Raw genomic sequence first — 23,380 nt, 5'->3', positions numbered from 1 at the left:
ACCGTCTGCAGACCCATGTGCGGGTGCGGGGGTACCTGCATGCCCGGCTCGTCCGCGATGTCGTCCGGGCCGTAGTGGTCCACGAAGCACCACGCCCCCACCATCCGCCGGCCCATGTTCGGGAGCAGACGGCGGACGACGGTGCTGCCGCCGAGGGCGGTCTCGCGCGGGGCGAGGAGTTCGTGCACGGGGCCGCCCGGGGTGTCGGCGCGGCCGCCGCGGAGGGTCGGAACGGCGAGGTCGGGTTCAGCCATGGTGGGCCCCGTTTCCGGAGGTCGAGGCGCGCGGGGCGGCCGGGACGATGGGGGTGCCGGCCGAGACGGCGCGGGTGACCGGGGTCCGGTCGGCGATGTCGAGCAGGCGGGCGCGCTGGGCGTCGTCGAGGTCGCCGAGGAGGTCGATCCGCCGGGTGATGCGGACGGCCTTCTCCGGGCCCTTCTCGTAGCCGAGGTGAACCCGCACGGTGTCCAGCGGCCACTGCTTGCGCTGGGCGTACATCCGCAGGGTGATCGCGGTGCAGGAGCCGAGCGCGGAGAGCAGCAGGCCGACCGGGGTGGTGGCGGTGTCGGCGCCGCCGGCCGAATCGGGCTCGTCGGCGGACAGCTTGTGGCGGCCGGAGCGGATGTCGACGCGGTAGTCGTCGGCGGTGCTGGTGGCGACGGCGGCCGCGGCGCGGACGAAGCCGGCCGCGGCCTCCGGGGCTCCCCCGGTCGCTTCGGCGGCGGTCACAGGCCGAACCGCTCGCGCTTGGCGGCCGGGACGAGGTCGTGGTACTCGGGGTGCTTGGTCAGCCAGCCGCGGATGAACGGGCAGTACGGGAGCACGGCCAGCTCGTTGGCGCGGGCGTCGTCGAGCGCGGCGCGGGCGAGGATGCCGCCGAGGCCCTGGCCGCCGAAGCGCGGGTCGATCTCGGTGTGGATGAACGCGATTTCGTTCTCGTAGCGGTGATACTCGGCGAAACCGGCGAGTTCACCGTCGGAGGTGATCTCGTAGCGGGACTTCTCGGGGTTGTCGGCAACGGCGGTCGTGCTCATGTCGTCTCTCCTGGGGGTCGGGCCCTGGCGTCGGAAGTAATTTAGCATTCAACTAATAGAAGATCAAGACCGCCCGGCGCGAGCCGGGCGGTCTGGGAGTCTCAGGACAGCGTGATCGGCGGGGGAAGCGGGTGGCAGCCGTCCCAGGCGCCGATCTGGCCGGGCGGGCAGGGGGCGTTGGTCGGACGCGGCGGCGGCAGGGTGGGAACCGGGCGCGGCGGGACGGTCCACTCACCCGGGCCGGGACCCTCGCGCGGGTCGTAGGTCGGTTCGGGGGCCGGCGGCTTGGGGGCGGGCGGGGGCGCGGGCTGGGCCGGAGGGGCGGGCTGCTGGGGAGCCGCCGGAGGCGTCACCGGCGGAGCCGGCGGCGCGGTGGGCCGGGCCGCCTTCGGAGGCGTGGTCGGGCGTTGGGCGGGCGGGGCGACCGGGGCCGAGGGACGCGTGGCCGGGCGGCCCGGCGTCGGCTCGGCGGGGGCCGCCGGGGCTGAGGAGGCGTCGGGGGCGTCGGGCACCGGCTCGGCGGCGGTCGGGGCCACCGAAACGGCGGGGGCCTCGGTCGGCGGGGTCTCCGGGACGGGAGCCGTCGGGGACGGCGAGGTGCTCGGGGAGGCGCTCGGCGAGACGGTCGGGGTGCCCGGCGGCGCCGGCTCCGCGGCGCCCGACCCGCTCATCGCCCAGCCGCCCGCGCCCACCAGCGCCAGGGTGCACACGCCCGCCGCGACACCGACCGCGATGCGGCGGCGCCGGGCCGCGCCCGCCCCCGCGCCCTCCGCCGCCGCGGTTCTCCCGTCCGGATCCTCCTGGCTCGGGTCCTGCTCGTTCGGCTGTTCCTGCTTCCGCAGCCGGTCTTCCTGCACCGCGCCCACCCTGTTCGATCTTCGTTCGGATTGCGCGGATGCTAGCAGTACGCACCGTCAGTCCCCCGGCCCCGGGACGGCGCCGGAACCGGGTCGCAGGCCCGGCGCGAGCAGGGCGGTGACGGCCAGCGAGGCGGCGGCGGTCCACGCCATGGCGGTGGCGGCCGAGGTCGCCTCGGCGAGCGCGCCCGCCGCCGCCGCGCCGACGCCCTGGAGGGCGAGCATGCCGGAGCCGTGCAGGCCGAGCGCCTGCCCGCTCAGCTCGGGCGGCGTCAGCGCCACGAGCCGCTCCTGCAGCAGCAGGCCCGCGCCGTACCCGACGGTGGCCACCGCCACCAGCGCCGCCGCGAGCGGCAGCGCGGGCTCCAGCGCGAAGCCCAGGTACGGCGCGGCCAGCAGTGCGCAGAGCGGGACGGCCAACCGCTCCCGCCACCGGGCCGGCAGCAGCCGCCCGGCGAGCACGTCCCCGACCAGCATGCCGAGCGCCCCGACGGCGAACAGCAGTCCGGCGGCGTCCGGGCGGTACGGGACGTAGAGCGCCTCGACGCCCACGATCAGGCCGTTGGGCACCCACAGTGCCAGGTACACGGACCGGCGCGGCGCGGAGGACCAGAGGCGCGCGTTGGCCCGCCAGGTGCCCGCGACGGAGGGCCGCCCGTCGGCCCTGGCCGGGCGCCCTCGCAGCCCGGCGCGGGCCGTACCGGCGGACAGCAGGTGCAGGGCGGCGGACGTGAGCAGCGCGCCGGACGGCGCGAGGGCGGCGACCAGCGCGCCGCCGACGGCGAATCCGCCGATCTGGACCAGGCCCGCCGCCAGGTTGAGGGCGGAGCGCCCCAGCAGGTAGCCGTCCCGGCTGAGGACGTCGTGGAGCAGCCCGTAGCGCGCGCCGCCGCCCGCCGCGCCGGCCACCCCGAGGACGAGCAGGACCGGGAACAGCGCCGCCACGGGGAGTCCGGGCAGTGCCTGGACGCCGGTGCCGGCGGCGAGCAGCAGGCCGAGCCCGGTCAGGGCGGCGCGCGGCGGGAGCCGGTCGGCGGCGGACAGCACGGTGGCCGCCCCGACCAGGTGGGCGAGCGCCGGGCCGAACATGGCGAGCGAGGCGAGCAGCGGTGATTCGGTCCGCCGGAACACCAGCACGCCCAGCGCGAGCCCGGCCACCGTCTGGGCGGCGGTCTGGGTGGCGGAGTACAGGAACAGGGCGCTGAACTCGCGGTCGCGGAACAGCTCCCGGTAGGTGCGGTGGCCGCGGTGGGGGCGGTGGGCGGAGTGGGTGTGCATGCGGCGGAGTCTTTCCGGCGCGATCGGCAGGGCGTTAGGTTTTCGCCGGGCGGCGAAACGCGGCCGTGAGCGCGAGGGAGGGCCGGGGATCGTGGTCTGGTGGCGGCTGGACGCGGACACCCTGGCGGGGAGCCGGTTCGCGCTCTCCCCGCTCGCCGAGACGGTCGCCGCGCTGAAGACCCTTCACCGGGCCGACGGCGCCCACCCGGGCGAGCGGCGGTGGCTGGACGCCGCACTCCCCCGCTACCAGGAGCGGCTGGCCGCCGACCCCGTCACCGCCGCGCTGGTCCGGGCGGCGCTGGGCCCGCGCTGGAACGCGACCTTCCTCACTCCGACGCCGGGCGCCGCGGAGCACCGCACGGGCGGCCGGCGGGTGGCGGACGGGGAGCTGTTCGCCCGGGAGCTGGCGGAGGTCCGGGCGACGCCGCCCGCCATCGCCCGGGCCGACCTGGCGGAGTCCCTGGGCACGGCGCTGCCGCCGCCGCTGGACCGCGGCGACCTGGCGGAGCGCGCCGCCGACCTGCTGGCCTGGGTGTGGACGGAGACCGTCGAGCCGGGCTGGCCGCAGCGGCGGCGGATCATCGAGGCGGACGTGCTGGCGCGCACCGCCCGGCTCGGTGCGGGCGGCTGGGCGGACGCGCTGAGCGACCTGCGCCCCGGGATGCGCTGGCTCGGCGGCGAGCGCCTGGGGATCGGCCACCGGGACGACGGGCCGGAGCCGATGGAGCTCAGCGGGGTGCAGTTGCTGTTCGTCCCGGTCACCCCGCAGCAGAGCTGGCTGTGCTGGGACGTGCCGCCGGTCGACGGGCGGCGGCGCGCGGCGCCGGGGCGCCGCTACGCGGTGGTCTACCCGTGCTCGGGCGTGCTGGCCGAGGAGGGCCGGCGTCCGGTTCCGAAGGCGCTGGCCGCCCTGCTCGGGCCGGGCCGGGCGGCGCTGCTCGCCCTGCTGGACACGCCGAAGACCACCAGTCAGCTGGTGGCCCTGACCGGGCTGCCGCTCGGTTCGGTGGGCCGCCATCTGCGGATCCTGCGCGAGTCCGGGCTCGCGCTGCGCCGCCGGGCGGGCCGCTCGGTGCTGTACCACCGCGCCCCGGCCGGCCAGGTCCTGCTGGAGGCCGGGGCGGACGCGGGCGAGCGGCGCTGAGCCGGGCGGCGCTGCACCGGGCGGCGGCGCGTCCTCCCCCGCATCGTCCACCCACGCCCGCCCGCGCCCGCCTGCGTCCACCCGCGTCCGCCGCCCGGCCGCGCCCCGGGTGCTACTTCCCGGCCAGCGCCCTCGCCCGGACCGCGCGGCGCAGGGTGTCCAGTTGGTCGACCAGTCCGCGCCGGGTCGCCTCGGTGAGGGCCGGATCGGCCAGGCAGGCCTCGGCCGCCCGCACCGTCCGCTCGGTGGCGGCGAAGGCGGGGAAGCCCGCCCGGGTGAGCACCCGGGCCAGCGCCGGGCCCCGGCGGGCGGCGGCCGGCCCCAGCTCCTCGAAGTAGCGCACGGTCAGCCCGTCCAGCAGCTCGGTCTGCTCGGGCTGCCACAGGCCGCTCGCGGTGGAGGCGGCGAGGTAGTTGGAGAGCTCGCCGTGGAAGAGCGCCTGCCAGGCGGCCTCCTTGGCCGCCGGGTCGGGCAGCGCGGCGCGGCATCGGGCGGCGCCCTCCTCGCTGGTGTCGCTGGGGTGGGCGGCGAGCTCGGCGGCGATCTCCGGCTCACCCGCCGCGCCGAGCACGCACAGCCGCAGCAGCAGCTGCCAGCGCAGGTCCGGGTCGAGCACCGGCCCGCCGGGCACGGTGCCGGCCGCCAGCCAGTCGCGCAGCTCGGCGGCCTGCGCCGGGTCGGCGGCGGTGCCGATCACACCGCGCACGGCCACCAGGCGCAGACCGGTGCCGTCCGCCCCGCCCTTGGTGCGCCGCAGCAGGGTCCGGCAGACCTCCGCCAGGAGGGCCAGCGCCGCCGGGCGCTCGGCCGGCGGCACGGCGCAGTCCGTCACGAAGGTGCGGGCGAAGGAGAGCGCCGCGTCCACCAGGTGCACCGAGGTCTCGCCCGGCAGGTGGGCGGCGACCAGCCGCAGGTACTCCCCCGGCGCCAGCTCGCCGTCCAGCACCTGGTCCCGGGCGGAGGCCCAGAGCACCGCCCTGGCCAGCTCCTCGGGCACGGCGCCGAGCGAGGACCGCACGGTCTGCCAGGAGCCGGGGTCGAGCCGGACCTTGACGAAGCCGAGGTCGGTGTCGTTGGGCAGCGTCAGCTCGGCGGCGCCCGCCGGCGCCCCGGTGCCGTCGGCCGGAAGGTCGAGCGGCACCCGGTCGGCGAGCTCCAGGGCGCCCTCGGCGGTGCGGCGGTAGTGGCCCACGGTCAGCCGGTGCGGGCGCAGGACGCCGTCGGCCGAGGTGTGCGCGATCCGGCCGTCGGCCACCCGCAGGGTGTCCACGCCGGTGGTGCGCAGCCAGCGGTCGGCCCAGCCGTGGACGTCGCGGCCGCTGGCCGCCGTCAGTGCCCGGAGCAGGTCGTCGAGGGTGGCGTTGCCGAAGGCGTGCGCGTCGAAGTGGTCGTTGACCCCGGCCAGGAAGGCGTCCTCGCCGAGCCAGGCGACCAGCTGGCGCAGCGCGGCGGCGCCCTTGGCGTAGGAGATGCCGTCGAAGTTCTGCAGCGCCTGGGCGGTGTCGTCCACCGTGACCGGTGCCACCGGGTGGGTGGAGGGGCGCTGGTCGGCGTCGTAGCCCCAGGTCTTGCCGTCGGCGGCGAAGGCGGTCCAGGCGCCGGTGAAGCGGGTGGCGGCGGCCGTGACGGCATGGGCCATGTACTCGGCGAAGGACTCGTTCAGCCACAGGTCGTCCCACCACGTCATGGTGACCAGGTCGCCGAACCACATGTGCGCCATCTCGTGCACCACCACCAGGGCGCGGTGCTCGCGCTGGGTGTCGGTCACGGCGGAGCGGAAGACGTAGTCGTCGCGCAGCGTGACGCAGCCAGGGTTCTCCATCGCACCGAGGTTGAACTCCGGGACGAAGCACTGGTCGTAGCTGTCGAAGGCGAAGCGGCGCCGGAAGATCCGGTGGTAGTGGTCGAAGCCCTGTCGGGTGACCTCCAGCAGCTCGGCGGCGTCGGCGTCCAGGTGGGCGGCGAGCGAGCGCCGGCAGTGCAGGCCGAGCGGGATCCCGTCGTGCTCGGCGTGCACCGAGTGCAGCGGGCCGGCCACCACCGCGACCAGGTAGCTGCTGATCGCCGGGGTGGGCGCGAACTCCCAGCGGCCGGGAGCGACCTGGCGGCCCGCGCTGTTGCCGACCACGGTCCACTCCTGCGGCGCGGTGACGGACACCGTGTACCGCGCCTTGAGGTCGGGCTGGTCGAAGGAGGCGAACACCCGCGGGCCGTCGTCGAGGAAGGACTGGGTGTAGACGTAGTCCTCGCCGTCCGCCGGGTCGGTGAAGCGGTGCATGCCCTCGCCGGTGTGCGAGTAGGCCATCTCGGCCTCGACTGTGAGCTCGTTGTCGGCCGCCAGACCGGTCAGCGGAAGGCGTCCCGCCCGCAGTGCGTCGACGTCCAGTTCGCGGCCGTTCAGCACCACCCGGTGGAGCCTGGACGGCTTGACGTCCAGGTGGGTCCCGGCGCCGGGGGTGGTGCAGCCGAAGCGGATCACCGTGGTGGAGCCGAACACCTCCCGGCCGCGGGTCAGGTCGAGGTCGAGGTGGACGGTGCGGACGTCGAGCAGCCGGCGGCGCTCGACGGCCTCGGCGCGGGTGAGGACCGAGAGATCAGGCATACGGGCCATGCTGGGCCATCGAACGGCAGGCGGCACCCGCTTTTCGGCTTCGGGCGCGTCGAAGCGAGCCCTTGGGCCCCGTCCTTCGGATCGGCGGGCCGACCGGACGGAGGCGCCCGCGCCGTGGAGTCCGGCCCGAGAGGCGGTGGCGGCCTTCTCGTAGCGGGTGGCCGGTCCCTCGAGCCCCTCCGACGGTTCGGGCACACTGGGGCGATGAACTTCGGAGCGGGGCTCGGCGAGGACGATTGGGACGAGGACGGGGCCCTCCGGGCCGCGCTCGGGCGTACGGCCGAGGGGCTCGGGCTTGCCCTGCCCGAGGCGGACGGGAAGCGGGGCCGCCTCGCGGAGTACGTCGACGCGCGGAGCGGTCGGCGCGTGACGGTGTGTCCGCCCGACGAGGGGCAGCGGACGTTCCAGGTGGACCTCCGGGACAACGGCACGCGCCTGGCCTGCGGGTGGACGGCGGACCTGACCGAGGTGGTCAGGGCGACGACGGCGTGGACCGGCGGCGCGGGCCTTGAGGAGACCAGGGCGTACGCGCCGTTCGTCCGGTTCAGGCCCTGGGCCCTCGCCCACGAGCGGGAGCCGTTCGGCGTCGTCGAGTTGACGTGGCAGGTCAAGCTCGACCGCGTCCACGTGCCGCCGTACGACCGGCACCCGCGCGCCCACGCGGTGCTGGCGGCGGCGTACGCCCAGCCGGTGCTCCGTCGGCTGATGCCGGTCAACAGCCACTTCAACCTCTGGTTCTCCACCAGTGTCGAGGAGTTCTGGAAGGCGCCGGTCGGGTACGTCGTCTGCCCGTACGACGAGGGACTGTACGGAGTGTGGAACGAAGGCGAGCTGGTCGCGCGCACCGAGACGCCGGAGGAAGCCGTCGCCCTCGTGGTGGCCGCCCTCCCGGAGGGGATCGGGCCGGCGAGCTGAGGCTGGAGGTCCGTGGGCGGCCCGCGGCGCCTTCACGGCACGGGGAGCCGGGACCGGGCGCACCGGGTGACGTCCTCGTGGTCGCAGGCCAGCGCGCACTCCAGGAGGTCGAGGGAGGCCTGGGCGGCCGCGATGCGGGCGCGCAGCGCCTCCGCCTCGGCGCGCAGCAGGTCCCGGCGCGCGCCTGGATCGCCGAGCAGCGTGAACGGGCCGCGGCCGACCGCCTGTTCCTCGCGCTGCCGATGTTCCTGGCCTCGGCGACCGCACCGCGCCGCTGAGCCGTGGCGGCCCGCGGCGCCGGTCGGGCCTCCGCTACTCGGCGGCGCGGCGGGCCGCCTTGACGCGCTCGGCCAGCTCGGCGGCCGGGAGGCGGCGGAGGGTGGCGCCGTGGCGCGCGGCGAGGTCGTCGGCGGCCTGCGGCGAGGTCTCGGCGATGTCGAGCACCAGCATGCAGTGGCCCTCGTCCACCTCCTCGCTGAGCACGATCAGCGCGGCGCCGCCCTCGTGGTCGCGCCAGGACTCGGCGGCGTTGCCGATCACCGTCCCGGCCGCCCAGCCCAGCAGGACGCCGATCGGGCCGCCGAGCAGCCCGGCGAGGCCGCCGACCACGCCCCCGCCGACGGTCGGCGTGCCCGCACCGCGCACCTGACTGGCCGGGAAGTCCAGGGTGCCGTCGGTCAGGCGCTCGACGATCGCGGACTGGTGCAGGCCGGGCAGGTGCACGGCCTCGTCGAAGGCGGCGCGGCAGGCGGCGCGGTCGGTGAAGTCGAGCAGCAGGACGTGGTGGTTCTCGCTCATCTCGCGACGGCTCCTCGCTCGGCGGACGGTCAGGCGGCCGGCCGGTCAGACGGTCGGTCGGTCAGACGGTCGGCCGACCGGTCCCGGGGCCCGTCGGGGCGGCGCGGGACGAGTCCAGCTTGGGCCCGGAGCGGGCCGCCCGCCCTGCGGTGGTGCCCCGTCCGTGGCCGCACCCGCGCCGGTCGGCCACCGAACGGCAGCCGACCGGCGGCCGACCGGCTCAGTCGGCGGCGTAGGTGCGGCGCACCTTCCCCTTGGGGTCCGCCAGCAGGTAGCCGCTGTTGTGGTAGTCGTCGGAGAGGTAGACCCGGAGGCTCGCCAGACCGTCGCTCGGGAAGGTGTCGATGACCAGGTACCGGCTGGTCGGGTCCTTCACGTTGAGGGTCTCGTCGGCCTTCTTCAGCAGCGCGGGGACGACGTCCCAGTCGTACTGCGCGAGGTCCACCGGTTTGTCCTTGCCCATCGTCCCGCCGGTGCGCTTGGCGACCTTGCCGTCCCGGTAGTCGTACCAGTCGTAGTTACGGCCGTCGGCGGTCGGCACCTGGGCCATCGCGTAACCCGGGTAGACGTTGAGCGACTTGACCTTCGAACCGCCGCTCTGCGCGGTGATCGCCGCGACGACGGTGCGGACGCCGTCCGGGGTCAGCAGGTCCTTGGAGGTGCTCGCCGGCGGCTTGGCCGCCTGCGTGGCGGAGGCGGTGCCCGCGGCGGGCGGTACGGGGGACGGCGTGGCGGCCTGGCCGGTGGAGGCTGCCGCGCCCGGAGCCGCGCCCTGGGTCTGCGGGGCGCCGCCGGCGCGGGCGGAGTCGGCGGGCGCCGAGGAGCCGTTCGGGGCGGCGCCCGCCTTGGCCGTGCCGCCGGTCCCGTCCGGACGCAGCGTCCAGGCCAGCACGCCCGCCACGGCGACCCCGGCGACGGCGAGGGTGACCGCGGCGCCGCTCCGGCGACGGGCCGGCGGCGTCGGCGATGGCGGGGGCGTCTCGGCGGGCCCGGCCGCGCCGAGGTACCGCGTCCCGGTGATGTCGGCGGGGCCGTCGCCCGACGCGGGAAGGTACGCCGTGCCCGCCGGACCCGCGAAGGAGCCCGAGGAGGAGCCCGAGGAGAAGCCCGAGGACGGGTCGGCGTACGGGCCCGGGTACGGCGCCGCGGGCGGGTACCCCGCGGGCCCGCCCGCACCGGCCGGGCCGGCCGTCCCGCCCGCCTCGGCCGCCGCGAGCGCCTGGTCGAGCTGCGCGGCGGGCGGCCGCACCGCCGGGTCGCGGGCGAGCAGCGCCGCCAGCACCGGCCCCAGCGGCCCGCAGCGGGTCGGCGGCGGCAGGGGCTCGTCGAGCACGGCCGCGAGCGTGGCCAGCGTGGTGGCGCGGCGCAGCGGGTGGTGGCCCTCGACGGCGACGTACAGCAGCATGCCGAGCGACCACAGGTCGGAGGACGGGTTGCCCTCCTCGCCGCGGATCCGCTCCGGCGCGATGTACTCGGGCGAGCCGATCAGCGCGCCGGTGGCGGTGAGCGCGGTGGCGTCCTGCATCGCGGCGATGCCGAAGTCGGTGAGCACGGGGGTGCCGTCGGGGCGCAGCAGCACGTTGCCGGGCTTGACGTCGCGGTGCTGGATGCCGGCCGCGTGCGCCGCGAGCAGCGCGGAGAGCACGCCGCGGCCGATCCGGGCGGCCTCGGGGACGGTGAGCGGGCCGCGGGCGATCCGGTCGGCGAGGCTGCCGCCGGTGACCAGTTCCATGACCAGCCACGGGTGGGGGTGTCCGGGGGTGTCGACGATGTGGTGGATCACCGCGACGTTCGGGTGCTGGAGGCGGGCGAGCGCCCGGGCCTCGCGCAGCACGCGCTCGCGCAGTTCGTCGGCGGCGGTGGGGTCGGCCGCGGCCAGCGCCGGGTCCGGCGGGCGGACCTCCTTGAGCGCGACCTCGCGGTGCAGCATGGTGTCGCGGGCGCGCCAGACCAGGCCCATGCCGCCGCCGCCGAGGCGGTCCAGCAGTTCGAAGCGGTTGTCGATGAGCCGCGTCTCCGGCCCCCCAGTGTTCATGCCGCACATCGTAGGGGCCGCCATGGACAGTGCGGCGACCGCCCGGGCGGCCGGGTACTCCGTGGGCGCCCGCCCGCACCGGAGTTGGGGCCGTGCCGGGCGCCGGGGCTCCGGTTGCCCGGCGTACGGGGGGCGGGGGCGGGCGCCACCCTCCCGGGCGAGCCGGGCGGGTCCTTCCGGGTGGCCGTGGGCCGGGTGCGGTCCGCGCCCGGCGGGCCGGATCGTTGTGCCCGGCATGTCTGCACACGTCGGAAGGGCCACCTGGGCCTCGCTGTCCCTGTTGGTCCTCGTCCTCCTGGTGGTGGCCGTGGGGACCGACCACCTGTCGCCGCCTGCGGAGCAGCCCCCGGGCCCGCCTCCGCCGGACGCCCCGCGCGGCTGGGTGGTCGCCGCGAGCGCCGCCAACGTACGGCGCGAGCACTCGGTCGACGGCACGGTCCTGGGGCTGGCCCGGTGCGGCGAGCCCGCCGAGATCGTCGACACCTGGGTCTCGCCGATGGGCACCCGCTGGAGCCGGATCGTGGTCGGGCCCAGCGGTCTGACGGGCTGGGTCCTCTGGTCGCTGCTCAGCCACCCCGCCCCGGGCCGGGCCGCCGCCGTCTGCCCCACCCCGCCGCCCGACGCCGGGCGAACGGCGGCGGGCGAGGAGGGGTGACGGCGGCCGGTCCGGGCGGGGACGTCAGGTGGCGAGGGTGGCCACCGGCTCCAGGCCGTAGGTGCGGGCGTAGCCGTTCTCGGTGCCCACGAGCAGCTCGACGACGTCGAAGTAGCGGTCCCAGAAGGGGGTTTCGCGCAGCGCGTCGATCAGCAGCCGGTAGGCGTCGTGGTCGTCGGCCTCCCAGACCCAGATGTCGGTGACCCGCGCCGAGTAGAACTCCGTGTCGTAGAAGCGGGACCGGACGCCGCGGGTACCGGCCTCGATCACCGGGACGACCTGGGTGGTGAAGGCGTGGACGCGTTCGGCCACCGTCATCGCCAGCCACTCGGGCGTGGTTTTGACCAGCATGAACGCGGTGACCGGCGGCTCGGTGCGGTCAGCGGGCATCGGCGGCCTCCGGAGCGGCGAGGACGGCGGGCTTGAGGGTCTGCGCGCACCACTGCGCGAATCCGGTGGCCGGGACCGCCTGCGGCGAGCGGCCGGCGACCGCGTCCAGGCCCTGGTCCTTGGCGCGCTTCATGTCCACCATGCCCTCGACGAAGGCCTCGTCGAGGCCGTACCCGAGCAGCTCGGAGCGCAGTTCGTCGAGCGTCTGCCGCCGGTAGCGGACCGGGCGGCCCAGCTCCTCGGTCATGATGCGGGCCAGGTCCTCGGGCGAGAGGTCCTGCGGGCCGAGCACCGGGACGCTGTCGACGCCGGTCCAGGAGCGGTCCAGCAGCAGCCCGGCCGCCGTCGCGGCGATGTCGGCGGCGGCCACCATCGGGGCGGGGCGGTCCGCGGCGGCGGTGTCGGTGAAGACGCCGTCCTGGCGGATCGAGGCGGCCTCCTCCAGCAGGTTCTCGAAGAAGGACGGGTTGGCCAGGGCGCGGTAGGATGCGCCGGAGCCGGCGATCAGGTCGTCCACGGCCAGGGAGGCGGTGACCAGCCCGGCCAGGGCGGCCTGCGGGGTGCCGCGGCCGAGCGCCGACACGCCGACGACGTGGCCGACGCCGTGGGTGGCGAACGCCCGCGCGGCCGGGCGGGTGAAGCCGCTGTACGCCTCCTCGGGCGTGACCGAGCCGTCCGGCGGCACCAGCCAGAACACGGCGTCGGCACCGGCGAAGGCGCGCTCGACGGTCGCGGCGTCGCCGTGCGAGCCGGCGACCACCTCGACCCGTCCGCGCACGGACCCGGGGAGCCGGGCGGGGTCGCGGACCACCACGCGCAGTTCCTCCCCGTGCGCGGGCGCGGCCTCGACCAGCAGCGACAGCAGGCGGCGGCCGATGTTCCCGGTGGGAGCGGTAATGACGATCATGAAAACCTCTCGGGCGTTTGTCGGATCGGTACGACCCCCTCATCGTGCGGACGCCAACCGCGTTGCCACAATGGGAACTTCAGCATTCAATCCTTGCCCGGAACGGAATGACACCGGTGAGCAGCCCCAAGCCGAACCTCGACGCCAATCTCGCCGTCGCCCTCGACGCCCTGCTGACCGAGCAGAGCGTCACCCGTGCCGCCGCGCGGCTGCACACCTCCCCCGCGGCGATGAGCCGCACCCTGGCCCGGTTGCGCCGGGTGCTGCAGGATCCGCTCCTGGTACGGGCCGGGCAGGCGATGGTGCCCACCCCCCGCGCCGAGGCGCTGCGGGACGAGGCCGGCGCGGTGGTGCGCCGGCTGGAGGCCCTGCTCACCCCGAGCGGCGGGATCGACCCCGCCGTCCTGCGGCGCACCTTCACCCTCCAGGCCGCGGACCTGGTCGGCGCGGCGCTGGCGCCGGGCCTGCTCGCGCTGGCCCGGCGCCAGGCACCGGGGGTCTCGCTGCGGGTGCTGCCCGAGGAGTGGGAGGCCGGCCCCGCGCTGCGCGAGGGCCGGGTCGACCTGGAGGTCGGGGCCATCGACCACGTCGACCCGGAGACCCGGGTCGAGGAGCTGGTCACCCTGCGGATGGCGGCCGGCGTCCGGGCCGGGCACCCGCTCACGGAGGGGACCCTGACGCCCGCCCGGCTGGCGGCGGCCGAGCACGTGGCGGTCAGCCGCCGGGGCCGCTTCACCGGCCCGCTGGACGCGGCCCTGGCCGCGCACGGGCTCAGCCGGCGGGTCGGCGTCGTCCTGCCCGGGCACCTGGCGGCGATGGCGCTGGCCGCGGCCGGCGACACGGTCTGCCTGGTGCCGGCCGCGCTGCCGGGCGAGCCCCCTTCCCCGCTCGGCGACGCCGCGCACGCCCTGGGGCTGCGTCTGCTGGACATCCCGCTGCCGCTGCCGCCGCTCACCATCGGCATGGCCTGGCACCCGCGCCACACCGCCGACGGCGCCCACCAGTGGCTGCGCGCCGCCGTCCGCCGCGTCCTGCGCCCGGCCGGGGAGGGGTAGGCGCCGACGGACCGGGGCCCGCCTTCCCGGGAGGAAGGCGGGCCCCGGTCGCGGTGCGGCGGTGCGGCCGCGCGGTGTTCGGCGGGTCAGGGGGCGGAGGGGCCGCCCACGTGCGGGACCCATCCCTCGGCCGCCGGGTCCACGGACCACAGCGTGCTCTTCGTGTCGCGGAGGAAGGTGGTCAGGTTGCCGTCGGTCGGGTCGACGACCGCGAAGGGCACCGCGTCGGGGGCCAGCACGGTGTCCGCCAGGGTGTGGACGTACCGGGTCCAGCCGTTGTGCTGGCCGCCGCCCTGCGGGTCGAAGGAGTAGAGCTCGTTCTCCGGCCCGTTCACGAACACGTTGACGTGGTTGGTGCGCGGGTTCACCGCCGCGACGGGGTCGGTGGCGGCCATCGCCTGGCCGGGGTTCCAGCCCAGGTGGACCCAGCCGGGGCCGAACGGATCCACCGACCAGAGGTTGTGGGCGGTGTCGCGGAGGTACGTGACGAAGTGCCCGCTGGCGGGGTCGACGACCGTGCTGGGCACGGCGTCGGGGGCCATCGCGGTGCCGGCGGGGGTCAGGACGAACTCGGTCCGCGTCCGGTCGGGGAGCGAGAGGGAGTTCAGCCGGTTGTCCGGCCCGTTGTAGTAGAGCGTGATGTGATGGTCGTTGGGGTTGATGATCGGCACGGCGTCGGTGGCGACCATCGACGCGGCGATCTCGGGGAAGACGTCGGTCCAGGTCCGGCTCTGCGGGTCGAAGGACCACAGGCGCCTCGCGGTGTCGCGGATGAAGACGACCAGGCGGTTGGTGACCGGGTCGACGATCGCGCGCGGCACGGCGTCGGGCGCCAGGACGGTGCCGAGCGGGGTCGCGGGGAACTCGGTCCACTTCCTGCCGTCGCGCTCGTCGAACGACCAGAGCCGGTTGTCCGGGCCGTTGACGTAGACCACGACGCGGTGGGTGACGGGGTCGACGACGGCCGTCGGCGCGGCGGCGGCGTAGCCGCCGTGGTCGAACCAGCGCTCGCCCTGCGGGTCGAAGGACCACAGGTGGTTGGCGCTGTCCTGGATGTAGGTCACCAGGTGGTGGTCGACCGGGTCCTCGATCGTGGACGGCGTGCCGGTGAGGCTGGTGCCGGACGGCGTGCTGTGCCGGGTCGTGTTGATCCAGCCGAAGACGTCGTCGGTGCGGGTGCCGGTGGCACCGGTGCGGGTCTCGGTCTCCCCGAGGCAGCCGCCCTGCCAGGACCGGGTGGCCACGGCGACCAGTTCGGCGCCCGCACCGGTTCCGCGGATCACCGGGGCGCCGGTGTCGCCCTTGCAGATCGCCGCGCCGCCGGTACCGGTGATGTCGACCCCGGCCGGGCGCACCGCTCCGAGGGTGAAGGCGCCGGAGTGCAGCCTGGTGGGCACCCATTCGTCCTTGGTGCGGCCGAAGGCGGGCACCCGGAGCGTCTCGGCCGCGGTCGGCGCCGACTCCGCGACCCGCAGCGGGGTGATGCCGTCGACCGGGGCGGCCAGCTTGGCCATCACCAGGTCGCGGCCCGCGCCGGTCACCAGCTTCTCCACGGTCCTGACCGCGCCCGTGCCGCTCGCGGTCAGGTCGGTGCGGCCCACGGTGACGGTGGTGTTCCAGTTCGGCGTCTCGCCGACGACGGTCGGCTGGGCGGGGTCGACGGCGAAGCACGAGGCCGCCGTGAGCACCCAGTACCGGTCCACCAGCGCGCCGGTGCAGGCGCGGACGTTGTCACCGATCGCGATCCGCGCGGTGTAGGCGTACGAGCCGTCACCCGCCGGGTCGCCCGCCACGGCGCCCGCGGTGGAGGCGGAGAACGCGGTCAGGGCGCCCGCGGCGAGGGTCGCCGCCAGGGCGCCGGCCTTGAGGGTTCGTATACGGGTGCGGGACACGGGCCGGACCTCCGAGCTACTGGTGGTGGTTGCCAAGAAATTCTTCGGGAAACGGGATTCGAGCAAGGCAAGCCCTTCGTCCTCGACGGCGCCGTCCGCGAGTCGCCCGGCGACGGCAGACCCGCTCGGCGCGGTGAGGCATGCGCGGGATATCGGAGATCATCATCCCCACAAGAGTCCGATCGCACAAGAACGGATTGACCAACGGAAGGTGACGGCCCATCGGACACGGAACCGATGGGCGGGAAAGCCTCGGAATGCCATATGATCGACGGTCCTTTGCCATTTCTGGCACTTTATTCGCGTACTCACCTATGTCCTGTTTGGAAACGGCTTCCGGCGGGCGCACGGCACCGTGGCGCGCCCCTGTGGGCGCCCGGGCGTGCGGGGGCGGGGGTTCCGGGGCGAGCGTCGGCGGGTAGGGGCCGCTGGACCTCGGCGCCGGGCGGACGGTGACCGGAGCCCGCCGACACACCCGTGACCGTGCCCGTGCCCCGTCGTTCCCTCGTCGAAGGAGGCCCCCAGGTGGAGCGTTCACCCCGTCCCTCGCCGCCCGCCGCCGTACTCGCCGCCGTGCTCGTCACCGATGCGCTGGGCCGGGTCCTGCTGCTGCGCCGTCCGGACGGCCGCTGGGAGCTGCCGTCCGCCGCCGCCCGCCCGGCCGAGGACCCGGCGGCGGCGGCCGTCCGCGCCCTGGCCGAGGTCTGCGGGGTGGCCGCCGCCGCGGTGCGGCCGGCCGGGGTGTTCGAGGACGGGCCGGCGGACGGGTCGGCGGGCAGGGCGGAGGCGGCGCGGTGGCACGTGTTCGCGCTGTCGGCGCACGCGCCCGGAGCGCTGGACCGCCTCGTCCTCCCCCGGCACGCCACCCACGCCTGGTTCTTCACGGACAACCTGCCCGGCGCCTCCCCCGCCGCCGTCCGCTTCCTGCGGGCCCACGCCCCGGCCCGCCCGCACCTGCCGCGCCCCCAGTGGCTGGCCACCACACCGCGCGCGTGGCTGTGCACGGCCGCCGTGGTGACCGCGCCGGACGGGCGGCTGCTGATGGTGAAGTCGCGGGTCCGGGAACCGGACCGGCGGCCGGACGCCGGGCGGTGGAACTTCCCGGGCGGTGTGCTCGACAGCCACGAGGACTCGCCGACCGGGGCGGCCCGCGAACTGCGGGAGGAGACCGGGCTCGACCGGCCGCCCGGGCCCCTGCTCGCGGTGGTCTGGCAGCACCCGGCGCCCGGCGCGGACCACCCCATCGTGCAGTTCTTCCACGACTTCGGCACCGCCGAACCGGCCGTGGTCCGGCTCGGCTGCCCGGACGGGGAGATCACCGACTGGGCCTGGTTCCGCCCCGACGAGGAGCTGGACGCCGCGGCCGGACCGGACCGGGGGTACGCGGCCCGGCAGGCCCTGGCGGCCCGCGCGTCCGGCCGGACCGCGACCGGCGCCTACCCGCCGGGGCCGTTCGAGGCCCGGCGCTGACCCCGGGTGCCCGGCCCGCCCGCCGCGCCCACCCGGCGCGCCTGCCCGGAGGGGCCGGTCCGGGTGGGCCGGTCGGGTAGCCTCACCGGCCGTGGAGGAGATCCGACCGCTCGCCAGCCCGCCGCCCGGCCCCGCCCCGTCGGGTCCCGCACCGGCCCCGCCGCCGCCCCTGGTCTGGTACGCCGCGTACGGCTCGAACATGCACGCCGAGCGGCTCACCTGCTACCTGCGTGGCGGACGGCCGCTCGGAGGCGAACGGGACTACCCCGGCTGCCGCGACGCCCGGCCGCCGGAGCGCTCGGTGCCGGTCCGGCTGCCCGGGCTGCTCTACTTCGCCCTGGAGTCGCGGACCTGGGGCGGCGGCATGGCCTTCTACGACCCCCGCCGGCCCGGCACCGCGCCCGCCCGGGCGTACCTGCTGAGCGCCGGGCAGTTCAGCGACATCGCCGCCCAGGAGATGGGCGGCGGGCCGGGCGCCGACCTCGACCTGACCGCCGCGCTGCGGACCGGGCACGACCCGCAGGGACCGGGCCGGTACCAGACCCTGGTCTGCCCCGGCACGCTGGACGGCGTCCCCGTCCTGACCTTCACCGCCCCGTGGACGCTGGCCGAGGCCGCGCTGAACGCCCCGCGCGCCCGCTACCTGCGCAACCTCGCCGCCGGGCTGGCCGACGCGCACGGCTGGTCGCCGCGCCGCACCGCCGCCTACCTCAGCACCCGCCCGGGCGCCGCCGGGCACTGGACCGTCGACGCCCTGCTGGCCGCACTCGCCGGGCGCACCGGAGGCTGACCCTCCGCGGTCGGGTTCCGGCCGCCATGACATGACCATTCGTCATCATCATTGCCCTATCGGCCAATTCGGTGGTCAGAGGGCCGTTCGATGACGGATGATCGGCAGTCGGGCCGCTTCGTTCGGGCGGCGCCGGCCGACAGGACGGGGGCATGGCGACATGGAGGCGATGCGGGTCTTCGCACTGGTGGCGGCGACCGTCACCACCGGAGTGACGTCCGGGCTCTTCTACACCTACGCCTCGGTGACACCGGGGCTGCGCACCGCCGACAACCTCGCCGTCGTCCAGGTGATGCAGCGGCTCAACGTGGCGGTCCCCAACGGGTGGTACCTGTTGGGCTTCGCCGGGGCGCTGGTCTCCACGGCCGCGGCCGTCGTGCTGCACCTGCCGAGCGACGGGCACCGGGTGCTGCCCGCGGCCGTCGGCGCGCTGGTCTGCTACACCGGCTCGCTGGTGGCTACCAGGGCGGTCAACCTCCCGCTGAGCCAGGCGCTGGCGGAGGCCGGCGAGGCGGGCCGGACGGAGCACGCGGAGCCGGTCGACCCGCGGGACCCGTCCGGGGCACGACGGGTGAGGTGGAGTGCGGCGCGGGCGCTGCTGTCCACGGCGGCGCTCGGCTTCCTCTGCTGGGCGCTGGTGATGCACAGCTCCATCGGTCCGAACTGAGGCCCACGCGAGGATGGTTGAAGGCTTCGCCGGCGCCGCCCCGGCGCGTTCAGCCGGCCGCCAGCACCACGGTGGTCGGCCCGGGGCGGGCGGGCTGCACAGCCGCGCCCACTGTCGCCCCGTCCTCCGGGCCGCCGGCCGGGGTGCCGACGACGGCCAGGCGGCGGTGCTCCTGCGGGGTGAGCCCGCGCACCCGTTTGAAGGCGGTGCTGAGCGCGAACGCGTCGCCGTAGCCCACCCGGCGGGCCACCGCCGCGATCGTGAGCCCGGGGTCGCGCAGCAGGTCGGCCGCCAGCGCCAGCCGCCAGTTCGCCAGGTAGGCCATCGGCGGTTCCCCGACCAGAGCGGTGAACCGCCGGGCCAGCCCGGCCCGGGAGACCCCGACCTCCGCGGCGAGCGCGGCCACCGTCCAGGGCCGGGCCGGATCGTCGTGCAGCAGCCGCAGCGCCGGACCGACCACCTCGTCGGCCTGCGCCAGCAGCCAGCCGGGCGCGTCGGCGTCCGGGGCGGCCAGCCAGCCGCGCAGCATCCCGACCACCAGCAGGTCCAACAGCCGGTCCAGCACCACCTCCTGGCCGGGCTCGGCCCGGGTGACCTCGGTGGCGAGCAGCCGGACCAGGGTGTCCTCGGTGGTGTTCACCCCGACGGGCCGCACCAGCAGGGTCGGCAGATGGGCCAGCAGCCGGCGGCCGATCTCGTGCTCGGCCCGGTAGGTGCCGGACAGCATCACCGACGGCCGCTCGTCGCCCGGCCGGGTCTCGCCCCAGGTCCGTACCCCGAGGGCCATCGAGGTGGCGACGCTGACGCCGTCCCGGGAGCAGATCTGGCCGGGGCCGATGACGATCCCCGCCTCGGTCCCCGGGTCGTCCGCGACCACGTACGCGTCCGGCCCGCGCAGCAGTGCCAGGTCCCCCGGCCGCAGCGACACCGGTTTCCCGCCGTCCGGCAGGATCCACGCCTCGCCGTCCAGCATGGTCACCAGCGACAACGGCGCGCGGTCCTCGATCCGCAGCGCCCACGGCGTGCTGAGGACGGAGCGCAGCACGAACGCGCAGCGGGCCTTGGGGTTGTCGAGCAGCCCGGACAGGGTGTCCATGGCGGGCCTTCCTGGCGAGGCGTCAAGGAGCGTCGTCCATCGTGGCAGACGCCGGCGCCGCCGTGCACTCCGGCCTCCCCGGTGGCCGCTCGCCCCGGGTGCCCCGCGCGCCCCTGCGGGCGCGTCCTCGCGCGTCCCCGCACCTCCTCGCGTCAGGCTGCCGTCGCCGCGGCCAGCCGGAGGATCTCCTCGGCGACGGCGGCCGGGTCGGGGGCGACGGTGACCCCGGCGACGCCGTCCAGCCCCGGGTGGGCGCCGACCCTGACCGCGTGCCGGGCGTTGCGCAGCAGGTCGAGGTCGTTGACGTCGTTGCCGAAGGCGTCGTACTCCTCGATGCCCAGGGAGGCCAGAGCCTCCCACTTGTTCGTGGCGCCCGGCGCGAAGTCGGCGATCGACTCGTCGACGTGGTGGTTGACGGTCATCCCCAGCACCCGGCCGGCCTCGGCGAGGGCCGCCAGGTCGGTGGCGTCGACCACGAGGAACTTCACCACGGCGGGGAGGTCGGCGAGGCCGACCCGGCGGGCCAGCCGGCCCTGGTCGACGCGGCCGAGGATCGGGTGGTCGGCCGGCCCGGTGTAGGCGTAGTCCCAGGGGCCGTCGGCGAGGTAGCCCGCCCGGAACCGCTCGGCCTCGACCAGCAGCTTGCCGAGGTCGCCGGCGTCGAAGGCGGCGCGTGCCCGGACCCGGCCGTCGACGGAGACCAGGCTGCCGTTGCCGCCGATCAGCGTGGCGGCGGGGAAGGCTCCGTCCAGGACCGGCAGGAGGTCGCGGACCGGCCGGGCGGAGGCGAAGACCAGCCGGTGCCCGGCGCGTTCACAGGCCTCGACGGCGGCGAGGATCCGGCGGTCGATCGTCCTTCCGTCGAAGCAGAGCGTGCCGTCGATGTCGAAGACCGTGGTGCGGGCGCTGGAGATGATCATGAGGAGATCGTATCCAGCGGGCCCGGGCGGTCCGCCGGCGGGCGATCAGCGGGCGGCGGGACGGCGGTGGACCAGGAGGGCGCGGGTGAGGGCGGCCAGCGCGGCGGTGCAGAGCACGGTGCGGGCGATGTTGGCGGTCGTCCAGGTCGGCGCGAAGGCGGCCCGGACTGCCGCGAAGTCGGTGATCCCGGCGGGGTCGCCGGCCGCCGCGAGCCGGTCGTTGAGCGGGATGTTCACGGCACCGGTGAGGACCAGCGCGGCCAGGTAGAGCAGGGCCGCCACGGCCGTCCACAGGGTGGCGGCGCGCTGGCCGGAGCGGTGCAGCAGCCAGGTGCCGACGGCGGGCATCGCGAGGGCGCCCACGAAGACCGCGCCGAAGACCGGGTTGGTGATCGCGGTGTTGATGTGCTGCATGGCGGTCACGTAGGTGCGGTCGTCGCCGGCGGCGAGGCCCGGCATGACGGAGACGTCGAAGGCGAAGAAGAGGCCGGACATCAGCCCCATCGCGGTGGCGGCGGTGGCGAGCACCGGGCCGGTGGCGCGCGAGGAGGCGGCCGCGGCGGCGGCGGTCGCAGCCGTGACGGCGGGAGCGGGAGCGGTGGACATGAGCGGGCTCCAGGAGGGGTCGGGGCGGGCGGCGGCCCGGGGATCACGCGCGGATCCCCGGGCCGGGGCCGGAACGGCGGGGTTCGGCGGGGGTGTTCAGACGTTCCAGACGCCGGACGCGGCGGTGTCCCGGGCGAAGTCGGCGAAGTCGCGCGGCTCGCGGCCGAGCACCCGCCGCACCCCGTCCGCCAGGCAGGCGTTGCGGCCGTCCAGGATCAGCGTGAAGAGGTCGGCGAAGTCGGCGGGCAGGCCGATGGCCGCCAGCATCTCGCGGCACTCCTCGACGGTGATCGGGGTGAAGCGGATGTCCCGCCCGGTCGCCGCGGACAGCTCGGCGGCGGCGTCGGCGAAGGAGAGCAGGCGCGGGCCGGTCAGCTCGTAGACCTCGCCGTCGTGGCCGTCCTCGGTGAGCGCCGCCACGGCGACGTCGGCGATGTCGTCCGCGTCGACGAAGGGCTCGACGGCGGTGCCGGTCGGCACCGCCAGCTCGCCCGCCAGCACCGCGTCCAGGAAGAAGCTCTCGGAGAAGTTCTGGGAGAACCAGGAGCAGCGGACCACCGTCCAGCCGGTGCCGGCCTCGGCGACCGCCGCCTCGGCGGCCTGCGCGGCCTCCTCACCGCGCCCGGAGAGCAGCACCAGTCGCTCGACCCCGGCCTTGGCGGCGTGCCGGGCGAAGGCGCCGACGCTCTCCACCGCGCCGGGGAAGGCGAGGTCCGGGGAGTAGGCGAGGTAGGCGGCGGTGACGCCGTCGAGGGCGGCGTCCCAGGTGGTGTCGTCGTTCCAGTCGAACGGGACCGGCGCGGTGCGCGAGCCGATCCGGGCGGTGTGGCCGAGCGCGGTCAGGCGCTCGGCCACCCGTCGGCCGGTCTTGCCGGTACCGCCGGTGACCAGGACGGTCCGGGCGGCGGCGGTGGTGCGGGGCTGCTGGGTGCTGTTCGCGTTCGCGTTCTCGTTCATGGGCATCAGTCAACTCCGCGCGCCGCCGCCCGGACATGGCCGTCGCGCTCAGCCGCATGTGCGCGCGTCTACGGCTGCGCGCCGACGGCCGGGTGCGTCGGGGCCGCGGCTACAGCACGGCGCCCGGCGGCCGGGTGGCGGTGACCACGGTGGCGTCGAGGTCCTCGTCGTAGCCGAGGACGGCGGTGAGGCCGGCGGCGGTGACCACGCCGAGGGCGGTCGCGGCCTGCTGGTCGCTGGTCTCGAAGAACAGCGCGCCGCCCGGGGCGAGCCACCGCGGGGCGTCGGCGGCCACCCGGCGCAGCACGTCGAGGCCGTCGGCGCCGCCGTCCAGTGCCGGCCGGGCCTCGTGCAGCCGGGCCTCGGCGGGCAGCAGCGCGATGTCGGCGGTGGGCACGTACGGGACGTTGGCGAGCAGCACGTCCACCCGGCCGCGCAGGCCGGGCGGCAGGGCCTCGAAGAGGTCGCCCTCGAACACCTCGGCGCCGCTCGCGGCGAGGTTGCGGCGGGCGCAGCGGACGGCGGCCGGGTCGAGGTCGGCGGCGTACAGCCGGACGGGGTGGTCGACGGTGGCGGCGAGCGCCGCGCCGAGGGCGCCGGTGCCGCAGCACAGGTCGACCACCAGTGCGCCCTCACGGGCGAGCGCGGCGGCGGAGCGGGCCAGGAACTCGCTGCGCCGGCGGGGCACGAAGACCCCGGGGTCGACGGCGATCCGCAGGCAGGCGAACTCGGCCCAGCCGGCGACGTGTTCGAGCGGTCGGCCGGCGGCGCGGTCGCGGACCATGGCGGCGAGCTCGGCGGGCGTCGCGGCGGCGGCGAGCAGGATGCGCGCCTCGTCCTCGGCGAAGACGCAGCCGGCGGCGCGCAGCCGGGTGATGACGGCGGAGCGGAGGTTGACGGACGGGTGGACAGGCAAGGGAACCCCTCGGAGCACAGGTGGGAGGACGTCGTCCGAACCCGGGGCTCCCGCGCGATGCGTCGCCGAACGGCGGACGGTCCCGCGCTCGGGACGGCGGCCGGCGCTACGGCCGGGCGTGGTCCTGCACGAGGGTGTCGCCGTCGCGGCCGGGGAGCACCCGTTCCGGCACAGCGGTCATGGGTTCTCACCTCCCCGTCTCTACGCTTACTTCTGCGGCGTCCGAAACCATACCGCATCCGCCGCCCGGGGTCGCCCGGCCGGCACCGCGGGCCGTCTCCCCGAGCCACTCCTAGGGCGCGTATTTGGTCGTGATCAAGCGGCTCTGGTGAGGTCCTTGATCCAGATCATCGCGCCACGAAGGTGGAGGCCGGCGAGGTAGCTCTC

At 76.3% G+C, this 23,380-nt stretch carries 23 protein-coding genes and 1 pseudogene; 8 read left to right on the top strand and 16 right to left on the bottom strand.

The window, feature by feature from the left end; all coding sequences use genetic code 11:
* The 5 genes and pseudogenes from ACFVFS_RS36865 to ACFVFS_RS36845 form a co-directional block, all read right to left on the bottom strand.
* Positions 1 to 254 (bottom strand): annotated as a pseudogene (locus ACFVFS_RS36865) (pirin family protein); the annotation flags it as partial.
* Positions 247 to 729, bottom strand: coding sequence for an OsmC family protein (locus ACFVFS_RS36860; RefSeq protein WP_380629335.1), 483 nt, complete (start codon positions 727 to 729; stop codon positions 247 to 249). The gene ACFVFS_RS36860 and the pseudogene ACFVFS_RS36865, both read right to left, overlap by 8 nt.
* Entirely contained in the window at positions 726 to 1,082 is a 357-nt protein-coding gene (locus ACFVFS_RS36855) for a GNAT family N-acetyltransferase (protein ID WP_380629334.1), read from the bottom strand. The genes ACFVFS_RS36860 and ACFVFS_RS36855 overlap by 4 nt, the downstream gene beginning before the upstream one ends.
* 53 nt (positions 1,083 to 1,135) lie before the next feature.
* Positions 1,136 to 1,891 carry a hypothetical protein gene (locus ACFVFS_RS36850; RefSeq protein WP_380629333.1) on the bottom strand — a complete coding sequence of 252 codons (756 nt, stop codon included), beginning with the start codon at positions 1,889 to 1,891 and terminating at the stop codon, positions 1,136 to 1,138.
* A 57-nt stretch (positions 1,892 to 1,948) separates the two neighbouring features.
* Complete coding sequence (locus ACFVFS_RS36845) at positions 1,949 to 3,169, bottom strand: MFS transporter (protein WP_380629332.1); 1,221 nt, start codon at positions 3,167 to 3,169, stop codon at positions 1,949 to 1,951.
* A gap of 91 nt (positions 3,170 to 3,260) precedes the next feature.
* Here ACFVFS_RS36845 and ACFVFS_RS36840 point away from each other — a divergent pair, with 91 nt between their 5' ends.
* A complete protein-coding gene (locus ACFVFS_RS36840; RefSeq protein WP_380629331.1) occupies positions 3,261 to 4,313 on the top strand; it encodes an ArsR/SmtB family transcription factor in 1,053 nt (350 codons plus the stop codon).
* Positions 4,314 to 4,425: 112 nt separating this feature from the next.
* On the opposite strand, the gene pepN is transcribed toward ACFVFS_RS36840, so the two are convergent.
* Positions 4,426 to 6,915, bottom strand: a complete 2,490-nt coding sequence (gene pepN, locus ACFVFS_RS36835) for an aminopeptidase N (RefSeq protein WP_380629330.1) — start codon at positions 6,913 to 6,915, stop codon at positions 4,426 to 4,428.
* A gap of 213 nt (positions 6,916 to 7,128) precedes the next feature.
* Between pepN and ACFVFS_RS36830 the strand changes: the two genes are divergently transcribed.
* Positions 7,129 to 7,839 (top strand): DUF6193 family natural product biosynthesis protein, encoded by a 711-nt coding sequence (locus ACFVFS_RS36830; protein ID WP_380629329.1) that lies wholly within the window; start codon positions 7,129 to 7,131, stop codon positions 7,837 to 7,839.
* 77 nt (positions 7,840 to 7,916) lie between these two features.
* The gene (locus ACFVFS_RS36825) at positions 7,917 to 8,117 is read left to right on the top strand and encodes a hypothetical protein (protein WP_380629328.1); all 201 of its coding nucleotides are present in this window, start codon (positions 7,917 to 7,919) and stop codon (positions 8,115 to 8,117) included.
* Between the two features lie 34 nt (positions 8,118 to 8,151).
* On the opposite strand, the gene ACFVFS_RS36820 is transcribed toward ACFVFS_RS36825, so the two are convergent.
* Both ACFVFS_RS36820 and ACFVFS_RS36815 read right to left on the bottom strand, forming a co-directional pair.
* Positions 8,152 to 8,637, bottom strand: a complete 486-nt coding sequence (locus ACFVFS_RS36820; protein ID WP_380629327.1) for a histidine kinase — start codon at positions 8,635 to 8,637, stop codon at positions 8,152 to 8,154.
* A gap of 220 nt (positions 8,638 to 8,857) precedes the next feature.
* Complete coding sequence (locus ACFVFS_RS36815; RefSeq protein WP_380629326.1) at positions 8,858 to 10,672, bottom strand: protein kinase; 1,815 nt, start codon at positions 10,670 to 10,672, stop codon at positions 8,858 to 8,860.
* 235 nt (positions 10,673 to 10,907) lie between these two features.
* On the opposite strand from ACFVFS_RS36815, the gene ACFVFS_RS36810 reads away from it, so the two are divergent.
* A complete protein-coding gene (locus tag ACFVFS_RS36810; protein WP_380629325.1) occupies positions 10,908 to 11,327 on the top strand; it encodes an SH3 domain-containing protein in 420 nt (139 codons plus the stop codon).
* Between the two features lie 24 nt (positions 11,328 to 11,351).
* Here the strand turns inward: ACFVFS_RS36810 and ACFVFS_RS36805 are convergent, their stop codons facing one another.
* Positions 11,352 to 11,717, bottom strand: a complete 366-nt coding sequence (locus tag ACFVFS_RS36805) for a darcynin family protein (protein ID WP_380629324.1) — start codon at positions 11,715 to 11,717, stop codon at positions 11,352 to 11,354.
* Complete coding sequence (locus ACFVFS_RS36800) at positions 11,707 to 12,624, bottom strand: NAD(P)H-binding protein (RefSeq protein WP_380629323.1); 918 nt, start codon at positions 12,622 to 12,624, stop codon at positions 11,707 to 11,709. The genes ACFVFS_RS36805 and ACFVFS_RS36800 overlap by 11 nt, the downstream gene beginning before the upstream one ends.
* A 107-nt stretch (positions 12,625 to 12,731) precedes the next feature.
* Between ACFVFS_RS36800 and ACFVFS_RS36795 the strand changes: the two genes are divergently transcribed.
* Complete coding sequence (locus ACFVFS_RS36795) at positions 12,732 to 13,679, top strand: LysR family transcriptional regulator (RefSeq protein ID WP_380629322.1); 948 nt, start codon at positions 12,732 to 12,734, stop codon at positions 13,677 to 13,679.
* An 86-nt stretch (positions 13,680 to 13,765) separates the two neighbouring features.
* Here the strand turns inward: ACFVFS_RS36795 and ACFVFS_RS36790 are convergent, their stop codons facing one another.
* Positions 13,766 to 15,571 (bottom strand): trypsin-like serine protease, encoded by a 1,806-nt coding sequence (locus tag ACFVFS_RS36790; protein ID WP_380629321.1) that lies wholly within the window; start codon positions 15,569 to 15,571, stop codon positions 13,766 to 13,768.
* 525 nt (positions 15,572 to 16,096) lie between these two features.
* Between ACFVFS_RS36790 and ACFVFS_RS36785 the strand changes: the two genes are divergently transcribed.
* From ACFVFS_RS36785 to ACFVFS_RS36775, 3 genes are all read left to right on the top strand, one after another.
* Positions 16,097 to 17,041 carry an NUDIX domain-containing protein gene (locus ACFVFS_RS36785; RefSeq protein ID WP_380629320.1) on the top strand — a complete coding sequence of 315 codons (945 nt, stop codon included), beginning with the start codon at positions 16,097 to 16,099 and terminating at the stop codon, positions 17,039 to 17,041.
* Positions 17,042 to 17,132: 91 nt separating this feature from the next.
* Positions 17,133 to 17,831 (top strand): histone deacetylase, encoded by a 699-nt coding sequence (locus ACFVFS_RS36780; RefSeq protein ID WP_380629319.1) that lies wholly within the window; start codon positions 17,133 to 17,135, stop codon positions 17,829 to 17,831.
* 169 nt (positions 17,832 to 18,000) lie between these two features.
* Complete coding sequence (locus ACFVFS_RS36775) at positions 18,001 to 18,498, top strand: anthrone oxygenase family protein (RefSeq protein WP_380629318.1); 498 nt, start codon at positions 18,001 to 18,003, stop codon at positions 18,496 to 18,498.
* Between the two features lie 49 nt (positions 18,499 to 18,547).
* On the opposite strand, the gene ACFVFS_RS36770 is transcribed toward ACFVFS_RS36775, so the two are convergent.
* The 5 genes from ACFVFS_RS36770 to ACFVFS_RS36750 form a co-directional block, all read right to left on the bottom strand.
* On the bottom strand, positions 18,548 to 19,594 hold the full coding sequence (locus ACFVFS_RS36770) for an AraC family transcriptional regulator (protein WP_380629317.1): 1,047 nt from the start codon (positions 19,592 to 19,594) through the stop codon (positions 18,548 to 18,550).
* Between the two features lie 152 nt (positions 19,595 to 19,746).
* Entirely contained in the window at positions 19,747 to 20,514 is a 768-nt protein-coding gene (locus ACFVFS_RS36765) for an HAD hydrolase family protein (protein ID WP_380629316.1), read from the bottom strand.
* 45 nt (positions 20,515 to 20,559) lie between these two features.
* A complete protein-coding gene (locus ACFVFS_RS36760) occupies positions 20,560 to 21,120 on the bottom strand; it encodes a DUF1772 domain-containing protein (RefSeq protein WP_380629315.1) in 561 nt (186 codons plus the stop codon).
* Between the two features lie 96 nt (positions 21,121 to 21,216).
* The gene (locus tag ACFVFS_RS36755) at positions 21,217 to 22,083 is read right to left on the bottom strand and encodes an NmrA family transcriptional regulator (protein WP_380629314.1); all 867 of its coding nucleotides are present in this window, start codon (positions 22,081 to 22,083) and stop codon (positions 21,217 to 21,219) included.
* A 103-nt stretch (positions 22,084 to 22,186) separates the two neighbouring features.
* Complete coding sequence (locus ACFVFS_RS36750; RefSeq protein ID WP_380629313.1) at positions 22,187 to 22,993, bottom strand: putative protein N(5)-glutamine methyltransferase; 807 nt, start codon at positions 22,991 to 22,993, stop codon at positions 22,187 to 22,189.
* Positions 22,994 to 23,380: the final 387 nt, after the last annotated feature.

It is taken from the genome of Kitasatospora sp. NPDC057692, assembly GCF_042799475.1.
GTDB lineage: Bacteria > Actinomycetota > Actinomycetes > Streptomycetales > Streptomycetaceae > Kitasatospora.
Note: the sequence above shows the minus strand (reverse complement) of the source record. Positions and strands in the feature narration are given on the sequence as shown.

Coding starts and splice junctions, on each gene's coding strand:
- ACFVFS_RS36810 (WP_380629325.1), top strand. CDS start 10,908: ATGTCTGCACACGTCGGAAGGGCCACCTGGGCCTCGCTGTCCCTGTTG.
- ACFVFS_RS36805 (WP_380629324.1), bottom strand. CDS start 11,717: ATGCCCGCTGACCGCACCGAGCCGCCGGTCACCGCGTTCATGCTGGTC.
- ACFVFS_RS36770 (WP_380629317.1), bottom strand. CDS start 19,594: ATGGACACCCTGTCCGGGCTGCTCGACAACCCCAAGGCCCGCTGCGCG.
- ACFVFS_RS36820 (WP_380629327.1), bottom strand. CDS start 8,637: ATGAGCGAGAACCACCACGTCCTGCTGCTCGACTTCACCGACCGCGCC.
- ACFVFS_RS36755 (WP_380629314.1), bottom strand. CDS start 22,083: ATGCCCATGAACGAGAACGCGAACGCGAACAGCACCCAGCAGCCCCGC.
- ACFVFS_RS36760 (WP_380629315.1), bottom strand. CDS start 21,120: ATGTCCACCGCTCCCGCTCCCGCCGTCACGGCTGCGACCGCCGCCGCC.
- pepN (WP_380629330.1), bottom strand. CDS start 6,915: ATGCCTGATCTCTCGGTCCTCACCCGCGCCGAGGCCGTCGAGCGCCGC.
- ACFVFS_RS36800 (WP_380629323.1), bottom strand. CDS start 12,624: ATGATCGTCATTACCGCTCCCACCGGGAACATCGGCCGCCGCCTGCTG.
- ACFVFS_RS36830 (WP_380629329.1), top strand. CDS start 7,129: ATGAACTTCGGAGCGGGGCTCGGCGAGGACGATTGGGACGAGGACGGG.
- ACFVFS_RS36815 (WP_380629326.1), bottom strand. CDS start 10,672: ATGAACACTGGGGGGCCGGAGACGCGGCTCATCGACAACCGCTTCGAA.
- ACFVFS_RS36775 (WP_380629318.1), top strand. CDS start 18,001: ATGCGGGTCTTCGCACTGGTGGCGGCGACCGTCACCACCGGAGTGACG.
- ACFVFS_RS36765 (WP_380629316.1), bottom strand. CDS start 20,514: ATGATCATCTCCAGCGCCCGCACCACGGTCTTCGACATCGACGGCACG.
- ACFVFS_RS36845 (WP_380629332.1), bottom strand. CDS start 3,169: ATGCACACCCACTCCGCCCACCGCCCCCACCGCGGCCACCGCACCTAC.
- ACFVFS_RS36795 (WP_380629322.1), top strand. CDS start 12,732: ATGACACCGGTGAGCAGCCCCAAGCCGAACCTCGACGCCAATCTCGCC.
- ACFVFS_RS36855 (WP_380629334.1), bottom strand. CDS start 1,082: ATGCTAAATTACTTCCGACGCCAGGGCCCGACCCCCAGGAGAGACGAC.